The organism is Candidatus Methylomirabilota bacterium, from assembly GCA_036002485.1.
Classification (GTDB): domain Bacteria; phylum Methylomirabilota; class Methylomirabilia; order Rokubacteriales; family CSP1-6; genus AR37.
The window spans coordinates 1-15,494 of record DASYTI010000058.1 but is presented as its reverse complement, the minus strand read 5'-3'; the positions used below and the strand labels follow the sequence as shown (position 1 = coordinate 15,494).

14 protein-coding genes and 1 tRNA gene are annotated in these 15,494 nt (G+C 66.0%); all 15 read right to left on the bottom strand.

Annotated features, from left to right (window positions below):
- A partial coding sequence (locus VGT00_06575) for a GTP-binding protein (protein ID HEV8531062.1) occupies positions 1–141 on the bottom strand: 141 nt, incomplete at its 3' end.
- A 28-nt stretch (positions 142–169) separates the two neighbouring features.
- Entirely contained in the window at positions 170–2,278 is a 2,109-nt protein-coding gene (fusA, locus tag VGT00_06570) for an elongation factor G (GenBank protein HEV8531061.1), read from the bottom strand.
- Positions 2,279–2,361: 83 nt separating this feature from the next.
- Entirely contained in the window at positions 2,362–2,829 is a 468-nt protein-coding gene (gene rpsG, locus VGT00_06565) for a 30S ribosomal protein S7 (protein HEV8531060.1), read from the bottom strand.
- A complete protein-coding gene (gene rpsL / locus VGT00_06560) occupies positions 2,830–3,216 on the bottom strand; it encodes a 30S ribosomal protein S12 (GenBank protein ID HEV8531059.1) in 387 nt (128 codons plus the stop codon). It abuts the gene before it with no gap.
- Between the two features lie 238 nt (positions 3,217–3,454).
- Positions 3,455–7,558 carry a DNA-directed RNA polymerase subunit beta' gene (gene rpoC, locus VGT00_06555; protein ID HEV8531058.1) on the bottom strand — a complete coding sequence of 1,368 codons (4,104 nt, stop codon included), beginning with the start codon at positions 7,556–7,558 and terminating at the stop codon, positions 3,455–3,457.
- A gap of 189 nt (positions 7,559–7,747) precedes the next feature.
- On the bottom strand, positions 7,748–11,752 hold the full coding sequence (gene rpoB, locus VGT00_06550; GenBank protein ID HEV8531057.1) for a DNA-directed RNA polymerase subunit beta: 4,005 nt from the start codon (positions 11,750–11,752) through the stop codon (positions 7,748–7,750).
- A 119-nt stretch (positions 11,753–11,871) separates the two neighbouring features.
- Entirely contained in the window at positions 11,872–12,264 is a 393-nt protein-coding gene (gene rplL / locus VGT00_06545) for a 50S ribosomal protein L7/L12 (GenBank protein ID HEV8531056.1), read from the bottom strand.
- Positions 12,265–12,318: 54 nt separating this feature from the next.
- Complete coding sequence (gene rplJ, locus VGT00_06540; GenBank protein ID HEV8531055.1) at positions 12,319–12,843, bottom strand: 50S ribosomal protein L10; 525 nt, start codon at positions 12,841–12,843, stop codon at positions 12,319–12,321.
- 10 nt (positions 12,844–12,853) lie between these two features.
- The gene (gene rplA, locus VGT00_06535) at positions 12,854–13,570 is read right to left on the bottom strand and encodes a 50S ribosomal protein L1 (protein HEV8531054.1); all 717 of its coding nucleotides are present in this window, start codon (positions 13,568–13,570) and stop codon (positions 12,854–12,856) included.
- 142 nt (positions 13,571–13,712) lie between these two features.
- A complete protein-coding gene (gene rplK, locus VGT00_06530) occupies positions 13,713–14,135 on the bottom strand; it encodes a 50S ribosomal protein L11 (protein HEV8531053.1) in 423 nt (140 codons plus the stop codon).
- A 3-nt stretch (positions 14,136–14,138) separates the two neighbouring features.
- Positions 14,139–14,687 carry a transcription termination/antitermination protein NusG gene (nusG, locus tag VGT00_06525; GenBank protein ID HEV8531052.1) on the bottom strand — a complete coding sequence of 183 codons (549 nt, stop codon included), beginning with the start codon at positions 14,685–14,687 and terminating at the stop codon, positions 14,139–14,141.
- Between the two features lie 61 nt (positions 14,688–14,748).
- Positions 14,749–14,946: a preprotein translocase subunit SecE gene (secE, locus tag VGT00_06520; GenBank protein ID HEV8531051.1), complete on the bottom strand. Its 198-nt coding sequence runs from the start codon at positions 14,944–14,946 to the stop codon at positions 14,749–14,751.
- A gap of 67 nt (positions 14,947–15,013) precedes the next feature.
- Positions 15,014–15,090 (bottom strand) — tRNA-Trp (locus VGT00_06515).
- 109 nt (positions 15,091–15,199) lie between these two features.
- Positions 15,200–15,349 carry a 50S ribosomal protein L33 gene (rpmG, locus tag VGT00_06510; protein HEV8531050.1) on the bottom strand — a complete coding sequence of 50 codons (150 nt, stop codon included), beginning with the start codon at positions 15,347–15,349 and terminating at the stop codon, positions 15,200–15,202.
- A 3-nt stretch (positions 15,350–15,352) separates the two neighbouring features.
- The coding region (locus tag VGT00_06505; GenBank protein ID HEV8531049.1) for an elongation factor Tu at positions 15,353–15,494 on the bottom strand (142 nt) is incomplete at its 5' end.

Sequence of the window (15,494 nt, the reverse complement as noted above, 5' to 3'; positions counted from 1 at the left end):
GTCCCGCACCGCCACCCCGCTGTACTTCGTGTGCAGCACCTTCGTGATCGCCGAGGTCAGCGTCGTCTTCCCGTGGTCGATGTGCCCAATCGTCCCAATGTTCACGTGCGGCTTCGACCGATCGAATTTCGCCTTGGCCATGGTTGATCTCTCCTGTTGAACCGCGACTTCAGCGGGACCCGGCCCGCGGCGTACCCTTGCCCGCGACCTTCGCCATGATCTCCTCGGCGATGTTCTTGGGCACTTCCTCGTAGCGCGCGAACTGCATGGTATAGGTGGCCCGCCCCTGAGTCATGGAGCGGACGTCGGTGGCATATCCGAACATCTGGCCGAGGGGGACGTTGGCGCGGATGACCTGGGCGTTGGCCCGGACTTCCTGGCTGACGATCCGGCCGCGGCGACTGTTGAGGTCGCCAATGACGGCGCCCTGGTAGTCCGAGGGGCAGACGACCTCGACGTCCATGACGGGCTCGAGGAGCACGGGCTTGGCCTTCCGGCAGACCTCCTTGAAGCCGATGGAGGCCGCGATCTTGAACGCCATCTCGCTCGAGTCCACATCGTGGTAGCTGCCGTCCGTCAACGAGACCTTGATGTCCACCACGGGGTAGCCGGCGAGCACGCCGGTCTCGGCCGCTTCCTTGATGCCCTTCTCGACGGCGGGCACGTACTCGCGCGGGATGGCGGGGCCCTTGAGCTTGTTCTCGAAGATCACGCCCAGGCCAGGCTCCGTCGGCTCGATCTCGAGCCACACGTCGCCATACTGCCCCCGGCCACCCGTCTGGCGCACGAAGCGCCCCTGCGCCTCGGCTTTCTGCCGGACCGTCTCGCGGTAGGCGACCTGGGGCTTGCCGACATTGGCCTCGACCTTGAACTCGCGCAGGAGCCGGTCGACGATGATCTCGAGGTGCAGCTCGCCCATCCCGTGGATGAGCGTCTGGTTGGTCTCGGGATCTACGTTGACCTTGAAGGTCGGGTCCTCCATGGCGAGGCGGGCCAGCGACTGGCCGAGCTTCTCCTCGTCGGCCTTGGTCTTGGGCTCGATGGCCACGGCGATGACCGGCGTCGGGAAGTCCATGGCCTCGAGCACGATCGGCCTGTTCGGGTCGCAGAGCGTGTCGCCCGTGCGCGTGTCCTTGAGACCAGGAACGGCGGCAATGTCGCCGGCCGAGACCGACTCGATCTCCTCCTGCTTTTTGGCGTGCATCCGGACCAGACGCCCGATGCGCTCCTTCTTGTCCCGCGTCGAGTTGTAGACGCCGGTGCCCGAGCTGAGCGTGCCCGAGTACACCCGGACGAAGGTCAGCTGACCCACGAACGGGTCGTTCATGATCTTGAAGGCGAGCGCCGAGACCGGCGCCTTGGCGTCGGGTTCGCGCGTCTCCGGCTGGCCCGTCTCGGGATTGACGCCCGTGATGGCGGGGACGTCGAGGGGCGAGGGCAGGTAGTCCACCACGGCGTCGAGCATGGGCTGGACGCCCTTGTTCTTGAAGGAGGCGCCGCAGATCACCGGGAAGAGCTTCATGCTGATGGTGCCGGCGCGCACGGCCGCCTTGATCTCCTCCGGGCTGACCTTCTCGCCGCCGAGATACTTCTCCATCAGGTGATCGTCGACCTCGGCCAGCCCTTCGATCATCTTCTCGCGATACTCCGCCGTCTGGGCCTTGAGGTCGGCCGGAATCTCCACCGTCTCGAAGGTCTGCCCCAGGCTGTCGTCCTCGGGCCACACGTAGGCGACCTGCTCGATCAGGTTGATGACCCCCTTGAACTTGTCCTCGCGGCCGAGGGGGATCTGGATGGGCACGGGGTGGGCACCCAGCCGCTCCTTGAGCATGTCGAGGCAGCGGAAGAAGTCGGCGCCCACGCGGTCCATCTTGTTGACGTAAACGATGCGCGGCACGCGATACTTGTCGGCCTGCCTCCACACCGTCTCCGTCTGGGGCTCCACCCCCGAGACGGCGTCGAGGATGGCGATGGCGCCGTCGAGGACTCGGAGCGAGCGCTCGACCTCCATGGTGAAGTCCACGTGGCCGGGCGTGTCGATGATGTTGATCCGGCAATCGGCCCAGAACGACGTGGTGGCGGCCGAGGTGATGGTGATGCCGCGCTCCTGCTCCTGGACCATCCAGTCCATGACCGCGGTACCCTCGTGCACCTCGCCGATCTTGTAGGACCGGCCGGTGTAGTAGAGCACCCGCTCCGTGGTGGTGGTCTTGCCGGCATCGATGTGGGCCATGATGCCGATATTCCGGGTCTTCTCCAGCGGGTACTGCGGCTCCACGATGCTTCCTTTCCCGTGGCACCGGCGCTACTCAAGAGAAGAGGGGGGTCGAGGCTCCGGCCCCCCTCTTCGAATCTCGGTCGCTACCAGCGGTAGTGCGCGAACGCCTTGTTGGCCTCCGCCATCTTGTGAGTGTCTTCTCGCTTCTTCACGGCCGTGCCGCGATTGTTGGCGGCGTCGAGGAGCTCGCCGGCCAGCCGCTCCGCCATGCTCTTCTCCGAGCGGCGGCGCGAGGCTCCGATGAGCCAGCGCATGCTGAGCGCGGTGCGGCGGTCCGGCCGTACCTCCACCGGCACCTGGTAGGTCGAGCCGCCCACCCGCCGCGACTTGACTTCCACCGCCGGCTTGCAATTGTCCACGGCGGACTTGAAGAGCTTGAGGGCATCCTGCTTGGCCCTGTCCTCCATGCTCCCCATGGCCTCGTACATGATCCGCTCGGCCGTGCTCTTCTTGCCGCCGTACATCATCATGTTGACGAACTTCGCCACGATCCGGCTCCCGTACTTCGGATCCGGCAGGATCTCCCGTCTCGCGGCTCCCGCGCGCCGCATTTAGGCCGCGCCTCCCGCCTTGGGTTGCTTCGCCCCGTACTTCGAGCGGCTCTGCTTGCGTCCCGCCACCCCCGCCGTATCGAGCGATCCGCGAATGATGTGATAGCGAATGCCCGGCAGGTCCTTCACGCGGCCGCCGCGAATGAGGACGATCGAGTGCTCCTGCAGGTTGTGCCCGACGCCCGGGATATAGGAGGTGACCTCGAGGCCGTTGGTCAGGCGCACGCGGGCAACCTTGCGCAGCGCCGAGTTCGGCTTCTTGGGCGTGGTGGTGTACACGCGAATGCACACCCCGCGCTTCTGCGGACAGGCCTCCATGGCGGGCGTCTTCGACTTCTTTGGCACCGCTTCGCGGCCCTTCCGCACCAGCTGATTGATGGTTGGCATTTTTTGATTCAGCCCTCGCCTCGTCGCCTCCCGCTGCTCTCGCGGCAGCGCCGAGACGCCTCGGCTAGAAGTTCCCCCTATGGCTCCAGTGAGCCCCGCCCCGGCCCAGCCGGGTCAACAGGGCCAAAACTCTAACTTTTTACCCGAAAAGGGGGTCATTGTCAAGAAATTGACACTCCCCCGGGTGCCTGCCCCGTAGGCGGCGTTAAACCCGCGGAATATCGTGCTCCTCCTCGACCTACCCTGCCTGCGCTATCTCCTCCGACCCTGTCTCGGAGTCGCCGGCGTCGTCTACCGGGGCTTCTTCGACGGCCACGGGGGCCTCGTCGGCACCCTGGCTCAGCACCTCGGCCCTCGTGTAATGGCCCAGGCCCGTTCCTGCTGGGATGAGCCGGCCCACGATGACGTTCTCCTTGAGGCCGCGGAGGTCGTCGGTCTTGCCGCTGATGGCGGCCTCCGTGAGCACTCGCGTGGTCTCCTGGAAGGACGCGGCCGAGATGAAGCTGTCTGTCGACAGCGAGGCTTTGGTGATCCCCAGCAACACCGGCTTGGCCGTGGCGGGCGGCTTGCCCGCGCCAATGGCTTTCTCGTTCTCGTCCTGGAAGACGAACTTGTCCACGAGCTCGCCCACCACGAACTCCGTCCCCCCCACTTCCTCGATCCGCACCCGGCGCAGCATCTGCCGGACGATGATCTCGATGTGCTTGTCGTTGATGGTCACGCCCTGCAGGCGATAGACTTCCTGCACTTCGTTCACGAGGTAGCGCTGCAGCTCCCGGTCGCCCAGCACGGCCAGATAGTCGTGGGGGTTCGGAGAGCCGTCCATCAGCGCTTCGCCCGCCTTGACGCGGTCGCCCTCGTGGACGGAGATGTGCTTGCCGCGCGGGATGAGGTACTCCTTGGTCTCGCCGTCATCGGCGCGGATGACGATCTTGCGCATGCCCTTGACGAAGCCCGCGAACTCCACGGCCCCGTCGATCTCCGTGATGACCGCCTGCTCCTTGGGCTTGCGCGCCTCGAAGAGCTCGGCCACCCTCGGCAAGCCGCCCGTGATGTCCTTCGTCTTCGTCGTCTCCCGCGGGATCTTCGAGATGATGTCGCCCTGATGCACCTCGCTGCCGTCGGCCACGAGCAGGTGGGCGCCCACGGGCAGCATGTAGCGGCCGCGCGTCTCCCCGATCGACTCGGCGATGGCGTCAGGACTATCACCTACGCCGGGCGCCTTGATCGACACCCGGGGCTGCAGCTTGCCCTCCTGATCCTCGATGATCACGCGCCGCGACAGGCCGGTGACCTCGTCGAACTCTTCGCGGATCGTCACGCCGTCGACGATGTCGCGGAAGACCACGGTGCCGCTCACCTCGGTCAGGATGGGCGTGGTGAACGGGTCCCACTCCACGAGCAGCTTGCCCAGGGTGACCTTGCCCTCGTCCTTGATCTTGATCCGGGCCCCCGGGACCACCGGATACCGCTCCTTCTCGCGGCCGCGCTCATCCGCCACCACGATCTCGCCGTTCCGGTTGAGCACGACGATGTCGCCGTCACGGTTCACCACCGACCGGATGTTGTGGTACTTGACCACCCCCGCGTACTTGGCGTCGTGCTTGGAGGCCTCGACCACGCGGCTCGCCGTGCCGCCGATGTGGAACGTCCGCATGGTCAGCTGCGTGCCGGGCTCGCCGATCGACTGGGCGGCGATGATGCCCACCGCTTCCCCGAACTCGGCCAGGCGCCCCGTGCCCAGGTTGCGGCCGTAGCACATGACGCAGATGCCGCGCTTCGATTCGCAGGTGAGAGCCGAGCGAATGCGCACGCGCTCGAGGCCGGAGTCCTCGATCTTCTGGGCCAGCTCCTCGTTGATCTCGTTGCTGGCCTGGACGATGATCTCGCCCGTGAAGGGATCCCGGATGTCCTCCGCGGCCACGCGGCCGAGCACGCGGTCCCGGAGCGACTGGATGATGTCCCCGCCCTCCACGAGGGGGGCCGCGTCGATGTACTTGACCGTCCCGCAGTCGTACTCGGAGACGATGACGTCCTGCGACACGTCGACGAGGCGGCGGGTGAGGTACCCGGAGTCCGCCGTCTTGAGGGCGGTGTCGGCCAGGCCCTTGCGGGCCCCGTGGGTCGAGGTGAAGTACTCGAGCACGGTGAGGCCTTCACGGAAGTTGGAGGTGATGGGCGTCTCGATGATCTCGCCCGAGGGCTTGGCCATGAGGCCGCGCATGCCCGCGAGCTGGCGGATCTGCTGCTTGGAGCCGCGCGCGCCCGAATCGGCCATCATGTAGATCGGGTTGAACTCGCCGCCCTGCTCGCCACGCTCGAGCTCGGAGAACATGGCGTCGGCGATCTGCTCGGTGACGTGGGCCCAGATGTCCACCACCTTGTTGTAGCGCTCGCCGTTGGTGATGACGCCGTCCTGGTACTGCTGCTCCACCTCGTTGACCTGCTGGCGGGCGCGGTCGATGAGCTGGCCCTTGGCGGAGGGGATGTGCATGTCTTCGATCCCGATGGACAGGCCCGAGAGCGTGGCGTAGCGGAAGCCGATGTCCTTGAGCTCGTCGAGAAAGGCCACGGTGGCCTCGTTCCCCAGCCGGTTGTAGCAGTCGGCGATGAGGGTCCCGATCTCCTTCTTCTTCAGCTCCTTGTTGATGAACCGCAGCGAGGGGGGCACCACGTCGTTGAGGAGGGTCCGGCCCACCGTGGTCTCGATCACTCCGCCGTTCCAGCGCAGGCGGATGCGCGCCTGTAGATCGACGTCCTCGTTGTCGTAGGCGATGCGCACCTCTTCGGGATCGGCAAAGAGGCGGCCTTCGCCCTTGGCGCCCGCGCGCTCCTTGGACAGGTAGTAGATGCCGAAGACCATGTCCTGGGTGGGGATGGCCACGGGGGCCCCATTCGACGGGGACAGGATATTGTTCGAAGCCAGCATGAGCACCTGCGCCTCCATCTGCGCCTCCATGGAGAGCGGCACGTGCACGGCCATCTGGTCGCCGTCGAAGTCCGCGTTGAACGCGGTGCACACGAGGGGGTGGATCTCGATGGCCTTGCCCTCGACCAGGATGGGCTCGAAGGCCTGGATACCCAGGCGGTGGAGGGTGGGCGCGCGGTTCAGGAGCACGGGATGCTCGGTGATCACCTCTTCCAGGATGTCCCAGACTTCCGGCCGCTCCTTCTCCACGAACTTCTTGGCCGCCTTGATGGAGGAGGCGATGCCCCGCTCCTCGAGCTTGCGCAGGATGAAGGGCTTGAAGAGCTCGAGGGCCATCTTCTTGGGCAGCCCGCACTGGTGGAGCTTGAGGTACGGCCCCACCACGATGACCGAGCGTCCGGAATAGTCCACGCGCTTGCCGAGCAGGTTCTGGCGGAAGCGACCCTGCTTGCCCTTGAGGGTGTCAGACAGGGACTTGAGGGGCCGATTGTTGGGCCCGGTGATGACGCGGCCCCGGCGGCCGTTGTCGAAGAGCGCGTCCACGGCCTCCTGCAGCATCCGCTTCTCGTTGCGGATGATGATCTCGGGCGCCCGCAGCTCCATCAGGCGCTTGAGCCGGTTGTTGCGGTTGATGACGCGCCGGTACAGGTCGTTGAGGTCCGAGGTGGCGAACCGTCCGCCGTCCAGGGGCACGAGCGGTCGCAGCTCGGGGGGGATGACGGGCAGCACCTCCAGGATCATCCACTCCGGCTGGTTGCCCGACTTCAGAAAGGCCTCGACGACCTTGAGCCGCTTGACGATCTTCTTCTTCTTCTGGGCCGAGGTCTCCACGCCCATCCCGGCGCGGAGCTCGCGGGCCAGCACGTCCATGTCGATCTGACGCAGCAGCTCGCGGATGGCCTCGGCGCCCATTCCCACCGCGAAGGCGTCGTGGCCGTGCTCCTCCTGGAGCTTCCGGGTCTTGTCCACGGGGACGAGGTCCTTCTTCTTGAGCCCGGGGACTTTCCCGGGCTCCAAGACGACGTACTCCTCGAAGTAGAGGATCTTCTCCAGCTCGCGCAGCGACATGTCGAGGAGCTGCCCGATGCGCGAGGGCAGGCCCTTGAAGAACCACACGTGCGAGACGGGGGAGGCGAGCTCGATGTGGCCCATCCGCTCTCGCCGCACCCTCGCCCGCGTCACCTCGACGCCACACTTGTCGCAGATGACGCCCGCGAACTTCATCCGCTTGTATTTCCCGCAGGCGCACTCGTAGTCTTTGGTCGGCCCGAAGATGCGGGCGCAGAACAGACCGTCCCGCTCGGGCTTGAACGTCCGGTAGTTGATGGTCTCCGGCTTCTTGACCTCGCCGTGCGACCAGTCGCGGATCTTCTGGGGCGCCGCCAGCTTGATGCGGATGGCGCCAAAGGTCATGGGCTTCGGGTGCCGATCGAGAATCCCCCACAGGTCCTTCGTGGGCTTCTCTTCCCGAACCAGGCTGCCGAATGTCCGATCCGTCAACATTCTGTCGATCTCCTTTAACCAACTTTTAACTAACTTTGTTCGCCTCGGACGGTGGGGCCCCGCCCCGCGACGTCCTACAGCTCACCCTGCTCGCTCGGGCTAGGCCGGCTTCTTGCCGTCCTTGGGCACGAGCTCCACGTCCAGGGCCAGGCTCTGCAGCTCCTTCACGAGCACGTTGAAGGACTCCGGTGTCCCCGGCTCCAGGAAATTTTCTCCTTTCACGATGGCCTCGTAGATCCGATTGCGCCCCTCCACGTCGTCCGACTTCACGGTCAGCATCTCCTGCAGCGTGTGAGCGGCGCCGTACGCCTCGAGGGCCCAGACCTCCATCTCGCCGAAGCGCTGGCCGCCGAACTGGGCCTTGCCCCCGAGAGGCTGCTGAGTCACCAGCGAGTACGGCCCGATGGAGCGGGCGTGCATCTTGTCGTCGACGAGGTGGGCGAGCTTGAGGATGTAGATCTGACCCACCGTCACGTCCTGATGAAAGGGCTTGCCCGTCCGCCCGTCGAAGAGCCGCGTCTTGCCCGAGCCGGGCAGGCTCGCCTGCTTCAGGTGGTCGCGGATCTCGGTCTCGGTGGCGCCATCGAACACGGGGCTGGCCACCCACACCCCGAGGGCCTTGGCGGCCCAGCCCAGATGGGTCTCGAGGATCTGGCCGACGTTCATGCGCGAGGGCACCCCGAGCGGGTTCAGCACGATCTCCACGGGCGTCCCGTCCGGCAGGTACGGCATGTCTTCCTCGGGGAGCACGCGGGACACCACGCCCTTGTTTCCGTGGCGGCCCGCCATCTTGTCACCCACGGACAGCTTGCGCTTCACCGCGACGTAGACCTTGACCATCTTGATGACGCCCGGGGGCAGGTCGTCACCGCGGCGGAGACGCCCCACCCGCTCCTCGAGCATGCGGTCGAAGAAGGCGATCTGGTCGTCGGCCAGCTCCTCGATGCGCTTGACGGTGTTGGCGAGCCCGTCGTCTTCTTTGATCTTGATCTTCTTCAGCTCGTGCCACGAGAAGTTGTCGAGCTCCTCCCGGTCGATGCGATCGCCCTTCTTGGCCACCTTGTCCTTCTTGATGGGATCGACCATGTCCTGGGTCAGCGTCTTGCCCACCAGGATGTTCTTCAGCTTCTGGTCGCGCTCCATCTCCACCATGGCGATCTCGTCCTGGTAGTCCTTCTCCAGGCCCGCCACCTCCTCCTCCTCGATGGACTTGGCGCGGTCGTCCTTGTCCACCCCGCGGCGCGAGAAGACCTTGACGTCGACCACGGTGCCTTCGATGCCCGGAGGCACCGTGAGCGAGGTATCGCGCACGTCGCCCGCTTTCTCGCCGAAGATGGCGCGCAGCAGCTTCTCTTCCGGGGTCAGCTGCGTCTCGCCTTTGGGCGTGATCTTGCCCACGAGGATGTCGCCCGCCTTGACCTTGGCCCCGATGCGCACGATGCCCGAGTCGTCGAGGTCCTTCAAGGCCTCCTCGGAGACATTGGGGATGTCGCGCGTCACCTCTTCCTTGCCGAGCTTGGTGTCGCGCGCCTGCACCTCGAACTCCTCGATGTGGATCGAGGTGTAGCGGTCGTCCTTGACGAGGCGCTCGGAGACGAGGATGGCATCCTCGAAGTTGTAGCCGCCCCAGGGCATGAAGGCCACCAGCACGTTGCGTCCCAGGGCCAGCTCGCCCTGGTCGGTGCCGGGCCCGTCGGCCACCACGTCGCCCACGTGTACGCGGTCTCCCTTCTTGACGATGGGCCGCTGGTTGATGCACGTGTTCTGGTTCGAGCGGCGGTACTTGGTCAGGTTGTAGATGTCCAGGGGCAGGTCCTGGACGGGGTCCGCCTTCTTCGAGCGCGTCTCCGCGCGGACGACCACGCGGTTGGCCGAGACGTACTCCACCACCCCGGGCCGCCTGGCCAGCACCACCGCCCCCGAGTCGCGCGCCACGATGTGCTCCATGCCCGTGCCCACGTAGGGCGCCTCGGGCTGCAGGAGAGGCACGGCCTGGCGCTGCATGTTCGAGCCCATGAGGGCGCGGTTGGCGTCGTCGTTCTCGAGGAACGGCACCATGGCCGCGGCCACCGAGACGAGCTGCTTCGGCGACACGTCCATGTAGTTGAGCTCCTCGGGGGAGACCATCTTGTACTCGCCGCTCTTCCGAGCCGACACGCGGTCGCGCACGAACTTACCGCGGGCGTCCAGCTCGGCATTGGCCTGGGCGATGACGAACTGCTCCTCCTCCAGCGCGGACAGGAACACGATCTCGTCCGAGACGACGCCGCTCTGCACCCTCCGGTACGGCGTCTCGATGAAGCCGAACTCGTTGATGCGCGCGTACGTGCTCAGGGAGGAGATCAGGCCGATGTTCGGGCCTTCCGGAGTCTCGATGGGGCAGATCCGGCCGTAGTGGGTGGGATGGACGTCGCGCACCTCGAAGCCCGCCCGTTCCCGCGAGAGGCCCCGCGGCCCCAGGGCGGAGAGACGACGCTTGTGGGTCAGCTCGGCGAGCGGGTTGGTCTGGTCCATGAACTGGCTGAGCTGCGAGGAGCCGAAGAACTCCTTCACCACCGCCGACACCGGCTTGGCATTGATCAGGTCGTGGGGCATGAGGTTGGTGATGTCGGAGATGGACATCCGCTCCTTGACCGCCCGCTCCATGCGGGTGAGGCCCACGCGGAACTGGTTCTCGAGCAGCTCGCCCACCGAGCGCACCCGGCGGTTGCCGAGGTGGTCGATGTCGTCCGTGGGCTTGGTCCCCAGCCGCACCATGAGGAGGTGACGGATCACGAAGACCACGTCCTCGCTGCGCAAGGTCTTCGCGTTGAGGTTGGCGTTGATGCCGAGCTTCTTGTTGATCATGAACCGGCCCACCCGGGCCAGGTCGTAGCGGCGGGCGTCCAGGAACATGCCGCGGAAGAGAGCGCGGGCCGAGTCCACCGTGGGGGGATCCCCCGGGCGCAGACGGCGGTAGATCTCCACCAGGGCCTCGTCCGGGTTCTTGAAGTGGTCGCGGGCCAGCGTCTCGAAGATGGAGCTGTCGGTCTTGCCCGGCACCAGGGCGAGCAGCTTGAGGGCGGAGATCTTGCGCGCCATGAGCTGCGCGAGCAGGGTGGCCGAGACCTCCTGGTTCGTCTCCACCAGCACCTCGCCCGTGTCGGCGTCCACCACGCGGTCGCTCGTGCGGCGGCCCACGAGGGAGTCGGCCTTGACGGGGATCTTGGTCACCCCCGCCTCGATCAGCTTCTCGATGAGCTTCGGGGTGAGCGTCTTGCCCGCGGCCACCATGGCCTCGCGGTGGCGCGGCGGCTTGATGTCGTCGGCCACCTTGATGCCGTTGTGCACCTCGGGGTTGAGCTTGACCCAGGCCGTGCGGTCCTCGAAGGACAGCACCTCTTCCACCTCGAAGAAATTCCCGAGGATCTCGGCGTCCGAAAGGATGACGCCCTTCTCGAGGAACCAGAAGGCGCGCAGGAAGGCGGTGGCCAGCATCTTGCGGCGGCGGTCGACCCGGACGAACAGGATGTCGTTGGCGTCGAACTCGAACTCGACCCAGGAGCCCCGGTAGGGGATGACGCGCGCCGAGTACAACAATTTCCCGGAGGCCACCGTCTTGCCCTTGTCGTCGTCGAAGAATACGCCGGCCGAGCGCTGGAGCTGCGAGACGACCACGCGCTCGGTGCCGTTGATGATGAAGGTGCCTTTGTCCGTCATCAGGGGCAGCTCGCCCAGGTAGACTTCCTGGCCGCGCTGCTCGCGGATGGTGCGGGTCTTGGCCTCCTTGTCGTGGTCGTAGACGACCAGACGCAGGGTCACCTTGAGGGGAATGGCGAAGGTCATCCCCCGGTCATGGCACTCCTCGACCGTGTACTTGGGGTCGCCGAAATGATAGCTGTCGAACTCGAGCAGAGCGTTGTCGTTGTAGTCCGCGATGGGAAACACGGACTTGAACACCGCCTGGAGCCCCGTCTCCTCACGGCGCTCCGGGGCGACGTCCTTCTGCAAGAACTGCTCGTACGACCGCTTCTGGATCTCGATGAGGTTCGGGATCTCGACGATAGACGGGATCTTGCCGAAGTCCTTGCGGACTCGTCGCCCGCACTGAATGGTTCCTGCCATACATCCTCCGCGCCCTGGCGCCGAGAGGCCGCCGGGTGCTCAACCCCGCCCAGAGGGGTCGGGGCCACACTTGGTGGAAAGGGGCGCGCGCCCCGTTTCAAGCTCTGTGGCGCGGGGAGCTATTTGACTTCGACCGTGGCCCCCACCTCCTCGAGCTTCTTCTTCATGTCCGCACTTTCCGCCTTGGTCACCTTCTCCTTGACGGCCTTGGGGGCGCCGTCCACGAGATCCTTGGCTTCCTTGAGACCGAGCCCGGTCAGCTCGCGCACCACCTTGATGACCTGGATCTTCTTCTCGCCCGCGGCGTTGAGGACGACGTCGAACTCCGTCTTTTCCTCGACGGCAGCTCCCCCGCCCGCCCCGCCGGCTGCCCCCGCGCCCGGCGCCGCCACGGCCACCGCGGCCGCTGCCGATACGCCCCATTTCTCTTGCAAGAGCTTGGAGAGCTGGGACGCCTCCAGAAGGGTCAGCGAGTCCAGCTTCTCCGCGATCTCGTCGATGTTCGTGGCCATGTCTCATCCGCCTCCGTGTGTGGTTGCTTCTGCCTCGTAATGTGAAGACCCGATTCAGGCCGACTCCGCCCCGCCCTTGCCCCTCTGCTCGAGCACGTACACGAGCTCGCGCTGGGGCGCCCGGAGCAGGCTCACGAGCTGCGACAGAGGACCCTGAATGGCGCCCACGATCTGGCTCCGCAGCTGGTCCCGGGACGGCAGCTCGGACAGGGCCTTGAGCTCCGCGGGCTGGAGCATCTTGCCGTCGACCATCCCGACCTTGATGGTGAGCTGGGGATTGGTCCGGACGAAGGCCTGGAGCGCTTTCGCCACGGGCACGGCGTCCTGCCCGGTGTAGACGAGCCCCGTCGGCCCTTTGAGATGCGCGCCCAGGGCGTCGAGAGGAGAATCCTTGACGGCCAGCCGCGCGAGGCGGTTCTTCACCACCTTGTACTCGGCCGCGGCGGCTCTCAGCTGCTTGCGCAGCTCCGACATCTGCTGCACGGAGAGCCCACGATACTCCGTCAGCACCGCCGTCTTGGCGGTTTCCAGCCGTTCCTTGAGCGTGGCCACGCTGTCTACTTTCTCTTGAGTGGGCACCGGTCCGCTCCTAGCTCGGCTTCTTGCTGAACTGGTTGGTCACGCGCTGGGCGTCCACGTGGATGCCCGGGCCCATGGTGGTGGACAGCGTGATGGACTTCAGATAGACGCCCTTGGAGGCCGCGGGCTTCGCCTTGACGATGGCCTCGAGGAGGGTCATGGCGTTGGCCACGAGATTTTCCTGAGCGAAGGACTTCTTCCCGATGGGCACGTGCACGTTGCCCGCCTTGTCCACGCGGAACTCGACCTTGCCGGCCTTGATCTCGCGCACGGCGCGGGCCACGTCGAAGGTGACCGTCCCGAGCTTGGGATTCGGCATGAGCCCGCGCGGGCCCAGCACCTTGCCGAGACGGCCGACCTGACCCATGAGGTCAGGGGTGGCGATCGTCGAATCGAAGTCCATGAAGCCGCCCTGGACCTTCTCCACGAGATCTTCAGCGCCCACGACATCGGCGCCCGCCTCGCGCGCCTCGCGCTCCTTCTCGCCCTTGGCGAAGACGGCCACCCGCACCGTCTTGCCGATGCCGTGGGGGAGGACGATGGCTCCGCGCACCATCTGGTCGGCGTGCTTGGGATCGACGCCGAGCCGGATGGACAGGTCCACCGTCTCGTCGAACTTGGCGGCGGGCGCCTTCTTGACGATGTCCATGGCCTCCTCGACGGAGTAGGGCTTCGCCCGGTCGATCAGCGCCTCGGTCGCCTTCAGCCGCTTCGTCATCACTGGCATGTCTCTCTGCTCCCTCTCAATTCAGCCCTCGCCTCGTGACGCCCGGGCCTCCGGCCCGGCCGCCCCTCAGCTCGTTTCCACTCAGCTCTCGCCTCGTGACGCCCGGGCCTCCGGCCCGGCCGCCCCTCAGCTCGAACTACGGCTAGACGACGTCGATGCCCATGCTCCGGGCGGTGCCTTCGATGGTGCGCATGGCCGAGTCGATGGAGTTCGTGTTCAGGTCCACGAGCTTGGTCTGGGCGATCTCGCGCACCTGCGCCCGGGTCACCTTGCCGATCTTGTCCTTGTGGGGCACGGCCGACGCCTTGGCGATCCCCGCCGCGCGCTTCAGCAAGATGGCCGCCGGCGGGGTCTTGACCACGAACGTGAAGGACCGGTCCGCGAAGATCGTGACCACCACGGGGAGGATCAAGCCCTCCTGGGATCCTGTCTGCGCGTTGAAGCCCTTGCAGAACTCCATGATGTTGACGCCGTGCTGGCCGAGGGCGGGGCCCACGGGGGGCGAAGGGTTGGCCTTCCCCGCGGGAATCTGCAGCTTCACCATCGCCTGGACTTTCTTGGCCATGCCCTAGAGCCTCTCCACCTGGTAGTACTCGAGCTCCACCGGGGTCATCCGTCCGAAGATCGCGACCATGACCTTGAGCTTCCCGCGCTCCGGATTGAGGTCGTCGATCGAGCCCTGGAAGTTCACGAACGGCCCCTCGATCACCCGCACCTTGTCGCCCTTCTGGAAGGTGGACTTGAGCTTGGGCTTCTCGGCGCCCTCCTCCATCTGCTTGAGGATGCCCTCGACCTCCTCGGGGGGAAGGGCCACCGGCTTGGCGCCGGATCCGACGAAGCCCGTCACCTTGGGCGTCGAGCGCACGAGGTGCCACGTATCGTCGGTCAGCTCCATCTCGACGAGCAGATAGCCGGGAAAGAACTTCTGCTCCGTCTCGATCTTCTTGCTCTTCCGGATCTCACGCACCTTCTCCGTGGGCACGATGACGCGCCCGAAGAGGTCCTGAAGCCCGAAGATCTTGGCCCGCGACTCGATGGCCGCCGCCACCTTGTTCTCGACCCCCGAGTAGGTGTGGACGACGAACCACTGCTTCGCGGACGTGCTCGTCTCGCTCATGCCGGCATTACCCCCGTCCCCTGAACCAGCCCCGACCTTTCGACTAACCCCGACCTTTGAACTAACCCCACCGGAGAATCCGCTCCACGATCCACGAAAGCCCCATGTCCACCGCGGCGAGGAACACGGCAAGCACGATCACCACCGCCAGCACGACCACGGTCGAGTTCGCGACTTCGGCCCGATTGGGCCAGCTCACGCGCTTGAACTCGCCCAACACCTCCCGGAAGAACTGCTGGACGCGCTCGAAGAAGCCCATGTCCTCTCAGTCGGTTGACCCGCCTCACTGCCGTCCGTCCGCCGCTCATCTGACTACCCATCAAATCTGGCAGGCGTGGAGGGATTCGAACCCCCATCCCCCGGATTTGGAGTCCGGTGCTCTAGCCGTTAGAGCTACACGCCTATTGGTTCGGAGGGGGCCCCGGAGGCCCCCTCCGATGCCTCCCCCATGATTCGGTTGCGCGGGCGGAGCCCGCGCTCGAAAGCGGCCAGACTACGCCGCCCGAGTTCCGTCACTTGGACTCTTTGTGCGGCACGTGCTTCCGGCACCACTTGCAGAACTTTTTGATCTCCATGCGGTCGGGATGCGTCCGCCGGTTCTTGGTCGTGGTGTAGTTCCGCCGCTGGCATTCGGTGCAGGCGAGCGAGATGATGTCGCGCATCGGCTACTCCGCGATCTCCGCGACGACGCCGGCGCCCACCGTGCGCCCCCCCTCCCGAATCGCGAACCGCAGCTCCTTCTCCATGGCCACCGGCTGGATCAACTCGATCGTCATCGTCACGTTGTCCCCCGGCATCACCATCTCC